Below are 14,552 nucleotides of genomic sequence, written 5' to 3'. Positions count from 1 at the left end.
CCTTCAGCCTTCGTCCGCATGTCCAGCGCGCTGCCCGCCGACGCTCTCTACGATATCCTGCGCGGGGTCGCAGCCCTGACCGGGAACGCGATCGTGACCGACCTCGCCCGACTCGTCGGCAAGGGCGCGCCGGCCGATCTGTCGATCGCCTTCAACCACAAGCAGATCGCTTCCAAGCGCTGGCTGGTGGACGAGCTGACCAAGGTGATGCCGACGCCGGACGGGTCGGTCTTCGTCCTCGGTGCCTGGTACGGTGTGCTCGGCGCCCTGCTGCTGGCCGATCCGCGCCTCGACATCGCCGAGCTGGTGAGCCTCGACATCGATCCCGATTGCGCGCCGATCGCCGAGATCCTCAACCATCGCCATGTCGCTGCGGGGCGTTTCCGGGCGGTGACCGCCGACATGATGGGGCTCGATTTCGAGCAGGTCGAAGGCGGGCGTCCGGGGCTGGTGATCAACACCAGCTGCGAGCATCTCGACGATGTGCCGGGCTGGGTCGCCAGCCTGCCCGTGGGGCTGCCGCTGCTGCTGCAATCCAATGATTACTTCCGCGAGCCGGACCATCGCAGCTGCGTGCCCTCGCTCGAGGCCTTCAAGGAGCAGGCCGGACTGTCGGAGCTGTGGTTCGCTGGCGCGCTGCCGACGAAGAACTACACCCGCTTCATGCTGATCGGCCGCAGATGAGCAGCGAAGAGCCTGCCGGACCGGCGATCGCGATCGCGATGAAGGGTTATCCGCGCCTGTCGGAGACTTTCATCGCCCAGGAGCTGCTCGGTCTGCAGCGGCTCGGCCTGCCCTTCGCGATCTGGTCGCTGCGGCACCCGACCGATGGCGCGCGACACATGATGCACCGGGAGATCACGGCGCCGCTGCACTATCTCCCGGAATACCTGCACGACGATTGGCCGCGGGTGCTGCGCGGGATCATCGACGCCCTCGCGCGGCCGAGTATCCTGCGCCTGCTCGGCGTCTTTGTGCGTGATTTTTCCCGTGACCGCACGCGCAACCGCTTGCGCCGCTTCGGCCAGGCCTGTGTGATGGCGCGCGAACTGCCGGCCAGCACCCGCCATCTTCATGTCCACTACCTGCACACGCCCGCCTCCGTGATCCGCTACGCAGCGTTGAGCCGGGGCCTGTCCTGGTCGTTCTCGGCCCATGCCAAGGATATCTGGACGACGCCGAATTGGGAGAAGCGCGAGAAGATCACTGACGCGCGCTGGGGCGTGACCTGCACCCGCGACGGCCATGCCGAGCTCGCGCGTCTTGCCGATCGGCCCGACACGGTCGCGCTGCTCTATCACGGGCTCGATCTTGCGCGGTTTCCGGTACCGCCTGAGGCGCGCCCGCCGCGCGACGGCTCCGATCCGGCCGAGCCGGTGCGCTTCATCACCATCGGGCGGGCGGTGGCGAAGAAGGGTTTTGACGATCTGCTGGCAGCCTTGGCGATCCTGCCGGCGGAGCTGAACTGGCGGCTCGTCCATATCGGTGGCGGCGAGATGCTCGCGGCCTTGAAGGCGCAAGCCGAGAAACTGGGCCTTGCCTCGCGGATCGAGTGGCGCGGAGCGCAGGCGCAGGATGCCGTTGTCGCGGCGTTGCGCGAGGCCGACCTCTTCGTGCTGCCCTCGAAGCAGGCGGGGAACGGCGATCGCGACGGCTTGCCCAATGTGGTGATGGAGGCGGCGAGCCAGGCCCTGCCGATCGTCGCCACCGATTTCGCCGGCATTCCCGAGTTCGTCGAGCATGGCCGCGAAGGGTTGCTGCTGCGGCCGAGCGACGTCACGGCCCTGGCCAAGGCGCTGGATGGGCTGGCCCGCGATCCGCAATGGCGCGGGAAGCTGGGAGCGGCCGCCTTCGACAGGTTGAGCACCGAGTTCTCGGCGCAGGCCGGGCTGGAGCGGGTGCATCGGGCGCTGCTGGCGGCGGTCGCCGGCAAGGACGATGGCGCGCCATGAATGCGTGCATCCTGATCGCGGTCACGCATCTGCTCGGGATCGGCCATCTCGTGCGGGCGCGGCAGCTGGCGCGGGCGCTGGCTGGAGCAGGCCACGAGGTCACGCTCGTCAGCGGCGGCATGCCGGACGGCAAGGCGGCGGATTATCGCTTCGTGCAATTGCCGCCGGTGCGCACGCAAGGCACGGATTTCCGCAATCTGCTCGACGAAGACAGCAAGTCGGCGACGCCGGAGCGCCTGGCCGCACGGCGCGATCAACTGGTCGCGCTGGCGCACGAGCTTTCGCCGGATATCGTCATCACCGAGCATTTCCCGTTCGGCCGGCGCCAGCTCGCGGACGAGTTCCTGGCGCTGATCGCGGCGGTAAAGGCGGCCAATCCGCGTGCGCTCGTCCTGTCGTCGATTCGCGATGTGTTGGTTGCGCCGCAGCGTTCGGACCGATTGGCCGAGACCGCTGGGCGGATCGCCATGCTGTTCGATGCGGTGCTGGTGCATGGCGACTCACGCGTCCTGCCGCTCGAAGCCTCCTGGCCGGTGACGCCGGAGATCGCAGGCAAGTTGGTCTATACGGGCTATCTGGCGGAGCCACCTGCGTTGCCGGCATCAGCCATTGGCACTTCCGGAACAATCCTCGTCTCTGGCGGCGGTTCGGCGGCAGCGCTGCCGCTGTTCGAGACCGCGCTCGCGGCGGCTCGCTTGCTGCCGCAGGGCGCTTTCCATCTCCTGATTGGCCGCGGCGTCTCCGAGGTCGATTTCGCCGCCCTGCGACAATCGGCTCCGGACAACGCAGTCGTCGAATGGGCCCGGCCGGATTTCCCGGCGCTGCTCGCCACCTGCGCGCTGTCGATCAGCCAGGCGGGCTATAATACGGTACTCGACCTGCTGCAGGCCACACGGCCTGCTCTCCTCGTCCCCTTCGACGCCGGCAACGAGACCGAGCAGGCTTTGCGTGCCGCCGCGTTGGAGCGGGCCGGGCGGGCGCGCGTTCTGAAGCTTGCCGAAGGGCCACAGGCGCTTGCTGCTGCGATCGAAGCGGCGCTGGCGCAGGGCGTTCCGCCGGCTGCAACAGTCGATCTCGACGGGGCGATGGGTTCCGTCGCGGCGATCGCGAAGCTGCTCGCGGGCCGTGCGTGAATGCATGCCGGCGAAGGGACGGCATGCCTCTTGCGAATTGCCGCTCCATCGCTTTCGCTTTAATGAGGTTCTACACGCCTCCCTTTCGGTCGGCTCCAGGACACCGGATCTTCAGCCGGCCCCTGTCCTGCGCCCGGAGAAGAACGATGACAACGACGACTGCCTCCGCCCCCGGGATGCCCGACATGAAGCTGTCGGTGCGTCAGGTCTTCGGGATCGACAGCGATCTGGAGGTGCCGGCCTATTCCAAGCCCGAGGCGCATGTTCCTGACTTCGACGCGGACTACCGCTTCGACCGCGACACCACGATCGCGATCCTCGCCGGCTTCGCCCATAATCGCCGCGTGATGATCTCGGGCTATCACGGCACCGGCAAGTCGACCCATATCGAGCAGGTCGCAGCCCGCCTCAACTGGCCCTGTGTCCGCGTCAACCTCGACAGCCATGTCTCGCGCCTCGACCTCGTCGGCAAGGACGCGATCGTGCTGAAGGAAGGCAAGCAGATCACCGAGTTCCAGGACGGCATCCTGCCCTGGGCGCTGCAGAACAACATCGCGCTGGTCTTCGACGAGTACGATGCCGGCCGCCCGGACGTGATGTTCGTGATCCAGCGCATCCTCGAGCAGTCGGGCAAGCTGACGCTGCTCGACCAGAAGCGCGTCATCCGCCCGCACGGTGCCTTCCGGCTGTTCGCCACCGCCAACACGGTCGGCCTCGGCGACACCTCTGGCCTCTATCATGGCACGCAGCAGATCAACCAGGGCCAGATGGACCGCTGGTCGATCGTCACCACGCTGAACTACCTGCCCCACGACAACGAGGTCGCGATCGTGCTCGCCAAGTCGAAGCACTATCAGACCTCGCCGGAGGGCAAGGACACCGTCAACAAGATGGTCCGCGTCGCCGATCTCACCCGCAACGCCTTCATGAACGGCGATCTCTCGACCGTGATGAGCCCGCGTACGGTGATCACCTGGGCCGAGAACGCGGCGATCTTCGGCGGCGATATCGGCTTCGCCTTCCGCGTCACCTTCCTCAACAAGTGCGACGAGATGGAGCGCACGCTGGTGGCTGAGTTCTTCCAGCGCTCCTTCGGCAAGGAATTGCCGGAAAGCGCGGTCAACGTCGTCCTGAGCTGAAGCGCCCTCGCGAGAGTGGCCCCACTCTCGCGATCGGACCAGGCTCAACCAGCAGGAGGCCGGCCATGGCTCGGTATGAAGGTTCCTGTCACTGCGGGCGGGTCGCCTACGAGGTCGAGGCCGACCTCTCGCGGACGATCACCTGCAACTGCTCCTACTGCCAGCGTCGCGGCTCGGTGCTGGCCTTCAGCCCGGCGACCAGCTTCACCCTGACCAAGGGCGAGGACGCGCTGACCGAATACCGCTTCAACTCGCAGAAGATCCAGCATCTCTTCTGCGAGACTTGCGGCATGGAATCTTTCGCCCGTGCCAATGCGCCGGACGGCACGCCGACCGTCGCGATCAACGTCCGCTGTCTCGCTGGCGTCGAGCCGACCGAGCTGAGCCCGACGATGTACAACGGACGGGCGCGCTGAGGAGCACGCCGTGAGCGCCGCCGACAGCAAGCAGGCCACGATCCAGCGCGAGGCGGATTTTGCCGCGACGCGCGAGGCCGTTGTGCGTGGGCTCTCCGCCCATAACGAGGCCAGGGTCGGGCCGCGCAATGCCGAGCCGCTGGCGCTCAGCCTGCGCGACGAGAGCGGCGCCATGGTCGGCGGCCTCGTCGGCGAGCTGAAATGGCAATGGCTCTATGTCGACCTGTTCTGGATCGACGAGGCGCATCGCGGTGCCGGCTATGGCGAGGCGCTGCTGGCGATGGCCGAGCAGGCGGCGCGCGATTATGGCGCGCGCGGCGTCTATCTCGGCACGATGAGCATCCAGGCGCCGGGCTTCTACCCCCGCATGGGTTATCGCGAATGCGGCCGCATGGAGGGCTATCCCGTCGCCGGGCAGACCTTCCACCACTTCATGAAGGTGCTATGAGCATCCCCGATCGCGAGCTGAGGCAGATCGAGCAGGCGCCGGCCGAGCAGCGCGCCATGTCCGACGCTGTTTCCGTCCAGATCGAGACCACCTATGGCGCCGCAAAAAAAATCATTGCGGCAGGCCTTGAGAGCTTCAATCGCGAGCATATGCACGGCCGCTCACCCAAGGCATTTGCCGCCACCGCGAATGTCGATGGAGCCGTGCGCGGCGGGCTGATGGCCGAGGCGATCGGCGAGTGGATGCACATCAGCCTGCTCTGGGTGGATGAGCAGTTTCGCCGAAGCGGCCTCGGCACGGCGTTGCTGAAGCGGGCGGAAACGGAAGCGAGAAGCCGTGGGGCCCGGGGCGTCCTCGTCGATACGTTTTCGTTCCAGGCGCCGGCTTTCTACAAAATGCACGGTTATTTTGCGTATGGGCAGATCGAAGACTGTCCTGAAGTGGGCATGACGTGGTTCCGTTTCAGGAAGGTGCTCTGACCATGCAGCGCGTCGAGGATCAGTCGTGAGCATTTCCAACCGCAAGCCCGGAACCCCGAAGGAAGCGCCGGCCGAGCCGCTGAAGCGGGCGGTCTCGGGCGCGATGAAGGCGATCGCGCGCAAGCCGGAGATGGAGATCGTCTTCGCCGCCGACAAACCTTCGCTGGTCGGCGAGCGCGCCCGTTTGCCGGAGCCACCGCGCAAGCTCACCGCTGGCGATGTCGCGATCCTGCGCGGCCATGCCGATTCGATGGCGCTGCGCCTCGCATGCCACGATGCAGCGGTCCACCGCCGCGCCGCGCCCGAGGGCGATGCGGCGCGCGCCGTCTTCGACGCGGTCGAGCAGGCCCGGGTCGAGAGCGTCGGCTCGCGCCGGATGAGCGGCGTTTCCGGCAACATCTCGGCGATGCTGGAGGACCGCTATCATCGCGGCGGCCGCTATGAGGAGATCACCGACCGGGCCGATGCGCCGCTGGAAGATGCCCTCGCCTTGATGGTACGCGAACGCCTGACGGGCTTGAAGCCGCCCAAGGCGGCGGAGAAGTTGGTCGATCTCTGGCGCGAGCAGATCGAGGCCAAGGCGGGCGACGATCTCGACCGGTTGTCGAAGTCGATCGAGGATCAGCGCGCCTTCGCCCGCACCGTGCGCGACCTGCTCGTCTCGCTCGACATGGCCGAGCAGTCGAGCCAGGGCGACGATGCCGAGGAGGACGAGGACGATCAGGACCAGTCCTCCGACGACCAGCAGCAGGAAGAGGGCGAAGCCGAGCAGCAGAGCCAGGGCGAGCGCTCGGAGACCGAGACCAGCGAGGACGCGGCCGAGGAATTGCAGGAAGGCGCCTCCGAGGCCGCCGATGCGCCGGCCGGCGATTGGGACGAGGAAGACGAGAGTTCCGAGGCCGAGGAGGCCGGCGAAGCGCCGCGGCCGCGCGACAGCCGCGCCAATGACCGCCCGCAGACCGACTACAAGGCCTATACCCAGAAGTTCGACGAGATCGTCACGGCCGAGGAACTTTGCGACGCCGAGGAGTTGACGCGCCTGCGCGCCTATCTCGACAAGCAATTGGCGCATCTTCAAGGTGTCGTCGCGCGCCTTGCAAATCGGCTGCAGCGCCGTCTGATGGCACAGCAGAACCGCTCCTGGCAGTTCGACCTGGAGGAGGGCGCGCTCGACCCATCGCGCCTGCCGCGCATCATCATCGACCCGTTCCAGCCGCTCTCCTTCCGGCAGGAATCGGACACGAATTTCCGCGACACCGTGGTGACGCTGCTGATCGACAATTCCGGCTCGATGCGCGGCCGGCCGATCACGGTGGCGGCGACCTGCGCCGACATTCTGGCGCGCACTCTGGAGCGCTGCGGCGTCAAGGTCGAATTGCTCGGCTTCACCACCCGGGCCTGGAAAGGTGGTCTGTCGCGCGAGAGCTGGCTGCAATCGGGCAAGCCGGCAAATCCCGGCCGCCTCAACGATCTCCGGCACATCATCTACAAGGCCGCTGACGCTCCATGGCGGCGCGCCCGGAAAAACCTCGGGCTGATGATGCGCGAGGGACTGCTCAAGGAGAACATCGACGGCGAGGCGCTCGACTGGGCGCATAAGCGCCTGCTCGGCCGCTCGGAGCAGCGCAAGATCCTGATGGTGATCTCGGACGGCGCGCCGGTCGACGATTCGACGCTCTCGGTCAATGCCGGCAGCTATCTGGAGCGGCATCTGCGCCATGTCATCGCCGAGATCGAGACGCGCTCGCCGGTCGAGCTGATCGCGATCGGCATCGGCCACGACGTCACCCGCTACTACCGCCGCGCCGTCACCATCGTCGACGCCGAGGAGCTCGGCGGCGTGATGACCGAGAAGCTGGCTGAGCTGTTCGAGGAGGATGCCGGCGGGGCAAGCTCGCGGGGCTCGCGCCGCCTGCAATGAGCCTGAGCCGCCGCAGCGTTCTTGCCGGCCTCGGCGCGGCGGCTTTCAGCCTGCCCGCGCGAGCACAGAGCCTGGAACCCGGGCGCGTACCGGTCAGCATCTCCGCCCGGCCGATCGCCAGCTTCGAGCCGGGCAATGCAACGAAGACACGTTTCGGCCAGCTGACTTTTCGCGGCGGGCTGCAGCTCACCGGCAGCCATCCCCGTTTTGGTGGTTTCTCCGGGCTGTGGCGCTCGCCCGACGAGGAGCGGCTCGTCGCGATCACCGACAACGGCTTCTGGTTGACGGCAAGGGTCGCTCGCAAACAGGGCAAGCTCGCCGGGCTGGAGGAGGCGGAACTCGCGCCGATCCTTGGGGCGTCCGGCAAGCCGCTGCATCGCTCGCGCTATTTCGATACCGAATCGCTGGCGATCCAGGGCGGCACTGCCTTCATCGGCGTCGAGCGTACCCATGACATCCTGCGCTTCGACTGGGCGCGCCATGGCGTCGAGGCGCGGGCGCAGCTCGTGACGGTGCCATCGGCGGCGAAGCGCCTGCCGAGCAATCGCGGCTTCGAGGCGCTCGGCGTGCTGCCGGCCGGCCACCCGCTTGCCGGCGCGCTGATCGCGATTTCAGAACGCTCGGGCCGAGCGGACGAGCCGACTACGGGCTTCATTCTCGGCGGGCGCCAGCCGGGCACGCTGCAGGTGATCCGCCGCGACGGCTACGACATCACCGACCTCGCCTTCCTGCCCGGCGGCGACATGCTGCTGCTGGAGCGCTGGTACAAGCCGCTGCGCGGCGTCGGCATGCGCATCCGTCGCATCGCCGGCGGCACGATCCGCCCTGGGGCCAAGCTGGACGGGCCGATCCTGATCGAGGCCGATCTCGGCCAGGAGATCGATAATATGGAAGGGATGGCCGTCCACCAGGAGAGCGGGCGGACCATCATCACCCTGATCTCGGACGACAATTTCTCGACCTTCCTGCAGCGGACCGTGCTGCTGGAGTTCGAGCTGGCGCCGTAATCGGCGCGCGTTATGTCCGGGCTTGCCCCGAGCATCTCAGGCAGGACGAGGCTCCGACCGGCGCCTTCTCGTCGGGAGATTCTCGGGTCTGCGCTTCGCTCTGCCCGAGAGTGACGAGCAATCCACCAACGAAAAAAGCGGCCTTGCGGCCGCTTCGTTCAGTCCCGAGGGAAACCCGCGCTCAGTTGGCGGCGAGCTTCTTCTCGATGTCGCGCTTCAGCGTCAGCGCGCCCGGCGAGAGCTCACCGGCCGGAGCCTTGACCAGGAAGGCGTCGAGGCCGCCGCGGTGATCGACGGTGCGCAGCGCATTCGCCGAGACGCGCAGGCGGACCGAACGGCCGAGCGCATCCGACTGAAGCGTGACGTTGACGAGGTTCGGCCGGAAGACCGTCTTGGTCTTGCGGTTCGAGTGGCTGACGAGGTGGCCGGTCAGGGTGGCTTTCCCGGTCAGTTCGCAACGGCGGGCCATGATCGTGTTCCCAAAATCTCCGAGTACTCAACGCAAAATGCCGACACGCGACGTGCCGGCAGGCGAGCACCGGAAGTCAAATTGAAGTGGGCGGTCTATAACGGGCCGATGACAGCCCGTCAAGGCAGGCCGTGTGCAAACGGCCCGGAAACATCTCGGTAACCATTATCCCGCCAAGCTGAGGATAACCAGTCACGATTCGGACCGAATCTCAGTGCATGCGACGATGTCCGTCGCGCTCCGGAGCCTCACGATGAAGCTCGCCTTGTCGCCTGCCAGCAGCGCCCTCATCGCGATGCTGATGCTCGCCTTGCCGGCGCCGGCCGTACAGGCGGCTTCGCTTGATGCGACCTATGACGTCAGCCTGCTCGGGCTTTCGCTCGGCAAGGCCAATCTTGCGGGCGGCATCGACGGCGGCAGCTACAAGCTCGACGCCAGCGCCAAGCTGACCGGCCTCGTCGGCAGCTTCACCGGTGGGCGCGGCTCCGGCACCGCGACCGGCAACCTCAACGGCAGCCGGCTCTCGCCGACAGCCTTCGCGGTGTCCTCCGCCAATTCCAGCGAGAGCCGCACGGTGCGCATGGCGCTCGGCGGCAATGCAGTGCAGGCGCTGGCGATCGAGCCGCCGATCGACACCAAGCCCGATCGCGTGCCGCTCAAGGACGAGCATCAGCGCAACATCACGGACCCGCTCAGCGCCTTCCTGATGCCGGTCGAGGCCTCCGGCCGCAACGGCGGCGCCGCGGCCTGCAACCGCACGCTGGCGATCTTCGACGGCGCGGCGCGCTACGACATCAAGCTGAGCTATTCCGGCACCCGCGAGATCAAGATCGACGGCTATAGCGGCCCGGTCTCGGTCTGCCAGGCGCGCTATGTTCCGATCGCCGGCCATCGCTCCCTGCGGCCCTCGACCAAGTTCATGGCCGAGAACAAGGAAATCTCGACCTGGCTCGCCCCCGTCGCCGGCACGAACATGCTGTTGCCGGTGCGAATCTCGGTGAAGACGATGATCGGCACCGCGGTGATCGAGGCCTCGAGCTTCAAGGTCGATCCCGGCGTCACGGCGACCGCGACGCGGAACTGAGCTCAGGGGCCCGCTGCGAGTTCGAGCGGGAAGGGCGTGGGTTTGAAAGAGAGCCCCAGACCCGTGACCTCGATGTAGGTTGCCTGCCATTCGCGCAGTAGGTTTGTCAGGCCGGAGACATCTCGCCGTTCAAGGAGAGGCAGGGCTGGGTCGACGACCCTGCTCCAGAGTTGCGCAAAATATTCCGTGTGGGGCGGCGGTCCGCGTAGCCGATCGAGTTCACGGCAGTCGACAAGCGCCTTGTCGAGATTGCCCAAGGCAATATCGACGCGGAGCTGGCAATCCTTGTGCCCGTAGAGAGGGCTGGTCATGAACGTCATGTCGCGTGAGGCGAACTTGGCGAAAGCCTCAAGCGTAGTGAGCGCGCGCAGCTGTGTGAGTTCCTGGTCGACCAGCCGCTTGAACAGGCCTGGCATATCCGGATCGCTCCAGCGCCAGCCATAGCCTCGAATTCCGAGCGGCCACTCCCAGAGCGCGCCTGACAAGTTGAATGTAAAATTGACCGCTGCCCTAACGATGAAAGCGTCACGGCCGCCTGATCGACCGATGCCGATGCATCGATGCACGTGGCTGACCGGCTTGAGATAGATATAGTTCTTGCGAAGGACGATATCGGGGTTCTCGGCGAGCAGCGGCGCAAAGAGTTGGCGAATCTGACGAGCTGTCGTCATTTGCGTGGCTTCATCTGCATGATGATGAACCGTTGAGCGTTCGGATACAGCCGTTTCATCAGGGCGACCAGCTCGGCGGCGCGCTTCGGGCTTACTATAGCGTTTCCGGTCTTGAGATCGTAGCCGCAGGCAGTCGTCTCGCTGGCTCTTTCGACGACGTCGGCCCGGTGTGTGTCCCTGAGTCCGTAACGTTGGTCACCATCACGACCCACTCCTGCCCTAAACGCAGAAATCTCGGCTTGAAGATCAGGGTCGTTCTTCAAGTCGACCGCCTGTTTGACGCGAGTATGGACGGCGCTTCCGTAAGCTCCAGGATTCGGGTAGTTGCTCGGGCTTCCGGCATCGCGAGCTGCTTCGTTCAGTAGGTTTTGGACGATCTCTCGGCGATTGCAAGCGCGGTCGGCTTCCTGCTCTGTGAGGTTGCCGACGAAGTCCAACCTTGGTGAACTGCTTCCATCGCCTTGAAATTCTCGCGCGCAGAAGCCGGCTACTGCTTGTAGCCCATCGATCTTGTTCCGTGCCGACAGCCAGGTGAAGAGCGTCAGCGCGGTCGTGATCGTGACCTCCGCAGCGGCTGGAGCGAGCACGATCGCCGGAGCAAACGCCTGCTGCACCGTCGCCTCGCGCTCCGGTCCGCGCTCGGTCCAGGTCGAGCGTGAGACGATTTCGCCATCCGGGCCACCGTCGCGGATCGTCTGGGTGCGGTCGGACGTTTCGAAGGTCGTCTTGCCGCCTTCGGGCGCCGTGACGGTGTGGCGCTCGTCCCAGTCGCTCGGCTTGTCGGGAGTGGTGAATTCGGAATGGATCGTCGAGCCGTCGCGGTTGACGACGGCACGCTCGGCCAGCGAGCCGTCGGGGCGTGTGGCGTCCTGATAGAAGGCCCAGCTCTCCTGGCCGCTGGTGTCGGCGACGACATCGCCGAAGTTCAACGCGGCTGAGAACGCACTGCCGAGGTCGCCGAGAACATCGGTTCCGGTCGGCGTTGCGCCGCCCCCGCTCCCGCCGCTGGTCCATTGGCCGCCACCGGTGTTGCCGGCCGGCACACGCGGCTGGTCGGGATTGTACTTGCGGGCGAGCTCGTATCGGAGCAGTCGCGTCTGCGCCTTCAGCGAGACGAGTCGGCGACGTAGAAGGATGATCTCGCGCCAATGTGCGCTCTGATTGGCTGAACGATGCGGCTGGTCCTGCATGGCGTGCTCCTTGCTGTGGAGCGCGCCATTCTGAGGCGGCCGGAAGCACTGGGGATAAGATCGCTGTCCATCCCCGCCGGCACCTCGGCCGCTTCAAACTCGCAGCGCATGCAGGCTTTGGCGTGCCATGGATTGCGGAACGCTCGTTCGAGGCGCTAGCCTTCCCGGCGATTCGGTTCCGGAGCCGTCATGTCCAGCGATTTCGCCTTGCCGCCCGGCCTCAGGCACCGCCAGGTCGTCGTGCGTGACACCGTTCTCCACGTCGCCGAGGTCGGTGACGGGCCGGCAGTGCTGCTGCTGCATGGCTGGCCGGAATTCTGGATGAGCTGGCTGCCGGTGATGAACCGGCTGCATGGTGACTTCCGGCTGATCGCGCCCGATCTGCGTGGCTTCGGCGACAGTGGCAAATCAGCGACGCAGCGCAGCGATGTCGGCGCCAACGCCCATGCCGACGACATGGCGGCGTTGCTGGAGGCGCTCGGCACCGGCCCGGTCGGCGTCGTTGGCCATGATGTCGGCGCCTATGTCGCGCAGGGGCTGGCGCGGCGTCATCCGCAGCGGGTCGAGAAGCTGCTGTTCTTCAACTGCCCGACTCCGAGCGTCGGCTCGGCCTGGGTGCGCGACGGCCATGTCAACGAGATCTGGTACCAGTCCTTCCAGCAATTGCCGCTGGCGGAGCAGTTGATCGGCTCCAGCCGCGAGGCCTGCGCGCTCTATCTCGGGCATTTCCTGACCCATTGGTGCCATCGCAAGGATGCCTTCGCGCCGGTGTTCGACCTGTGGGTCGAGAATTTCATGAAGCCCGGCAATCTGCGTGGGGGCTTCGACTGGTATCGCAGCCAGAACGCGGCGCGGATCGCCGCGATCGACGGCCACCCGGCGCCGTCCGTGCCGATCCATCAGCGCACGAGGGTGCACTGGGGCCGGCACGACCCGATCCTGAAATCGGAGTGGTCGAGCTTCCTGTCGCATTATTTCGACGATGTGGAGGTGAGCTTCTGCGAGAGCGCCGGCCATTTCGTCCATGTCGAGGCGCCAGACGAAGCCGCACAGGTCGTGGCAGAGGTCTTCGCTGACTGATCAGCCGGCAGCCGCCTGCTGCCCACGGATGTCCGGCGCTTGCGCAACACCGATCTCGATAAGCCAGTCGCGGACGGCGTCGCCAATCGCGATGGGATGGTCCTCCTGCAGGTAATGCGCGCCCGGGCTGAGTTCGACGAGGCGGCAATGCGACAGTCCGGCGGCGGATTCCCGTGCCTGCTCCGGCGAGATCAGCGCGCCGGGATCGCCCGAGAACAGCAGCTTCGGATAGGTAGAGGCGCGCAGCGCGGCGTGATCGGCGGTGCTGATGGTGAATACGTCCGCTGGTTCGCCGGCGATCGGCAAGTCGCGCGGCAGGCTCAGGATCGGCCGGCGCGAGGCAGGCGTCGGGAAGGGCTGCCGATAGGCCTCCAGCTCCTCCGGGGCCATCTGGCGCAGCACCGAGCCCGGCAGGATGCGCTCGATGAAGATGTTGTCGTCGAGGATCAGCTTCTCGCCTTGCCCAGGCGTACGGAAGGCCTTGAACAGCTCGCGCGCCTGCGGCCGCTGATGGAAGCTCTCCCAGTCGGCGAAGGGCCGGATGAACTCCATGAAGGCGAGGCCGAGCATGCTCTGCGGCTGGCGGGAGGCATGATGGAAGGCGAGCGCCGTGCCCCAGTCCTGCGCCAGGATAACGAGACGGTCGAGCCCGAGCGCCGCGATGAAGGCGTCGAGGTAGCGGACCTGGTCGGCGAAGCGATAGGCGATGTCGGGCTTGCCGGACTGGCCGTAGCCGATCAGGTCGGGTGCGATGCAGCGTGCGACCGGCGCGATCCGCGGGATGATGTTCCGCCAGATATAGGACGAAGTCGGGTTGCCGTGCAGCAGCAGCACGGTCGGCCCCTGCGTGCCCGCCTCGACATAGGACATGGTCGAATCGAGGACCGGGACTTCGTGGCGGGCGGCGGCGATCATCTGCTGGGACTTCTCGGTCATGACGATGCCTTTCCGAACAGGAGGGGGAAAACGATGGTCTTGAAGCGGTCGAGTGGAGCCGGATCGCGCTCGACCTTCATGCGCAGCATCGCGCCCTGCCAGGAGGCGAGCAGGACATCGGCGAGATCCTCGGCGCTGAAGGCATTGGTGATCTCGCCGCTGGCCTGGCCCTGCGCGATGCAGGCGGCGAAGGGCTGGCGCCAGCGCGAGAAGATGTCGGCGAGCTTGTCGCGCAGCGGCTCGCTGGTCGGCGCGGTCTCCAGGCTGAAATTGCCGACCATGCAGCCGCGGGCCCAGTCGGCCTCTTCGAGCTTGCTGGTGATCAGGTCGAGATAGCGTCGCAGCCGGGCGGCTGGCGGCAGCCCGTCATCGGCGAGCGCCTCGTCCACCAGTCCGCAGACATAGGCGAAGTAGCGCTCCAGCACCTCGCCGGCAAAATCCTCCTTCGAGGCGAAGTGATTGGTGAAGGAGCCGGGGCTGGCTCCGGCGGCGGCGACAATCTCGCGCACGCCGGTGGCGGCGTAGCCGTTCTGCCAGAACAGGTCGTGGCCGGCGGCAATGAGGTTTGGGCGAAGGGATGGCTTGCTCATGTCGATATCAATACGTACGTACGTATTAATGTCAACT

The 14,552-nt window shown here is 66.4% G+C and carries 16 protein-coding genes; 11 read left to right on the top strand and 5 right to left on the bottom strand.

The genetic code is table 11. From position 1 onward, the window contains the following. Positions 1-18: 18 nt before the first annotated feature. From GV161_RS07525 to GV161_RS07485, 9 genes are all read left to right on the top strand, one after another. The gene (locus tag GV161_RS07525; RefSeq protein WP_152015293.1) at positions 19-684 is read left to right on the top strand and encodes a class I SAM-dependent methyltransferase; all 666 of its coding nucleotides are present in this window, start codon (positions 19-21) and stop codon (positions 682-684) included. After that, positions 681-1,952: a glycosyltransferase family 4 protein gene (locus tag GV161_RS07520; protein WP_152015294.1), complete on the top strand. Its 1,272-nt coding sequence runs from the start codon at positions 681-683 to the stop codon at positions 1,950-1,952. The genes GV161_RS07525 and GV161_RS07520 overlap by 4 nt, the downstream gene beginning before the upstream one ends. Continuing rightward, complete coding sequence (locus GV161_RS07515) at positions 1,949-3,085, top strand: glycosyltransferase (protein WP_152015295.1); 1,137 nt, start codon at positions 1,949-1,951, stop codon at positions 3,083-3,085. Before GV161_RS07520 ends, GV161_RS07515 begins: the two co-directional genes overlap by 4 nt. A 146-nt stretch (positions 3,086-3,231) precedes the next feature. Beyond that, on the top strand, positions 3,232-4,224 hold the full coding sequence (cobS, locus tag GV161_RS07510) for a cobaltochelatase subunit CobS (protein WP_152015296.1): 993 nt from the start codon (positions 3,232-3,234) through the stop codon (positions 4,222-4,224). 65 nt (positions 4,225-4,289) lie between these two features. Continuing rightward, on the top strand, positions 4,290-4,640 hold the full coding sequence (locus GV161_RS07505) for a GFA family protein (RefSeq protein ID WP_152015297.1): 351 nt from the start codon (positions 4,290-4,292) through the stop codon (positions 4,638-4,640). A 10-nt stretch (positions 4,641-4,650) separates the two neighbouring features. Further along, entirely contained in the window at positions 4,651-5,088 is a 438-nt protein-coding gene (locus GV161_RS07500) for a GNAT family N-acetyltransferase (RefSeq protein WP_152015298.1), read from the top strand. Then, on the top strand, positions 5,085-5,567 hold the full coding sequence (locus GV161_RS07495; RefSeq protein WP_159650187.1) for a GNAT family N-acetyltransferase: 483 nt from the start codon (positions 5,085-5,087) through the stop codon (positions 5,565-5,567). The genes GV161_RS07500 and GV161_RS07495 overlap by 4 nt, the downstream gene beginning before the upstream one ends. Before the next feature lie 25 nt (positions 5,568-5,592). Beyond that, on the top strand, positions 5,593-7,488 hold the full coding sequence (gene cobT, locus GV161_RS07490) for a cobaltochelatase subunit CobT (RefSeq protein ID WP_152015300.1): 1,896 nt from the start codon (positions 5,593-5,595) through the stop codon (positions 7,486-7,488). Further along, a complete protein-coding gene (locus GV161_RS07485; protein ID WP_152015301.1) occupies positions 7,485-8,495 on the top strand; it encodes an esterase-like activity of phytase family protein in 1,011 nt (336 codons plus the stop codon). Before cobT ends, GV161_RS07485 begins: the two co-directional genes overlap by 4 nt. A gap of 181 nt (positions 8,496-8,676) precedes the next feature. Here GV161_RS07485 and rpmB read toward each other — a convergent pair whose 3' ends face one another. Next, entirely contained in the window at positions 8,677-8,964 is a 288-nt protein-coding gene (gene rpmB / locus GV161_RS07480) for a 50S ribosomal protein L28 (protein ID WP_152015302.1), read from the bottom strand. Positions 8,965-9,217: 253 nt separating this feature from the next. Here rpmB and GV161_RS07475 point away from each other — a divergent pair, with 253 nt between their 5' ends. Further along, positions 9,218-10,048, top strand: coding sequence for a DUF3108 domain-containing protein (locus tag GV161_RS07475; protein ID WP_152015303.1), 831 nt, complete (start codon positions 9,218-9,220; stop codon positions 10,046-10,048). Between the two features lie 2 nt (positions 10,049-10,050). Here the strand turns inward: GV161_RS07475 and GV161_RS07470 are convergent, their stop codons facing one another. Together GV161_RS07470 and GV161_RS07465 are read right to left on the bottom strand one after the other, a co-directional pair. Continuing rightward, complete coding sequence (locus GV161_RS07470; RefSeq protein WP_152015304.1) at positions 10,051-10,719, bottom strand: hypothetical protein; 669 nt, start codon at positions 10,717-10,719, stop codon at positions 10,051-10,053. Next, positions 10,716-11,909 (bottom strand): hypothetical protein, encoded by a 1,194-nt coding sequence (locus GV161_RS07465; protein ID WP_152015305.1) that lies wholly within the window; start codon positions 11,907-11,909, stop codon positions 10,716-10,718. Before GV161_RS07465 ends, GV161_RS07470 begins: the two co-directional genes overlap by 4 nt. A gap of 189 nt (positions 11,910-12,098) precedes the next feature. Here GV161_RS07465 and GV161_RS07460 point away from each other — a divergent pair, with 189 nt between their 5' ends. Next, complete coding sequence (locus GV161_RS07460; RefSeq protein ID WP_152015306.1) at positions 12,099-12,989, top strand: alpha/beta hydrolase; 891 nt, start codon at positions 12,099-12,101, stop codon at positions 12,987-12,989. On the opposite strand, the gene GV161_RS07455 is transcribed toward GV161_RS07460, so the two are convergent. Both GV161_RS07455 and GV161_RS07450 read right to left on the bottom strand, forming a co-directional pair. Beyond that, positions 12,990-13,925 carry a haloalkane dehalogenase gene (locus tag GV161_RS07455; protein ID WP_152015307.1) on the bottom strand — a complete coding sequence of 312 codons (936 nt, stop codon included), beginning with the start codon at positions 13,923-13,925 and terminating at the stop codon, positions 12,990-12,992. Further along, a complete protein-coding gene (locus tag GV161_RS07450; RefSeq protein WP_152015308.1) occupies positions 13,922-14,515 on the bottom strand; it encodes a TetR/AcrR family transcriptional regulator in 594 nt (197 codons plus the stop codon). Before GV161_RS07450 ends, GV161_RS07455 begins: the two co-directional genes overlap by 4 nt. Between the last annotated feature and the right edge of the window lie 37 nt (positions 14,516-14,552).

Origin of the sequence: Bosea sp. 29B (assembly GCF_902506165.1) — a bacterium.
Taxonomy (GTDB): Bacteria; Pseudomonadota; Alphaproteobacteria; order Rhizobiales; family Beijerinckiaceae; genus Allobosea.
Note: the sequence above shows the minus strand (reverse complement) of the source record. Positions and strands in the feature narration are given on the sequence as shown.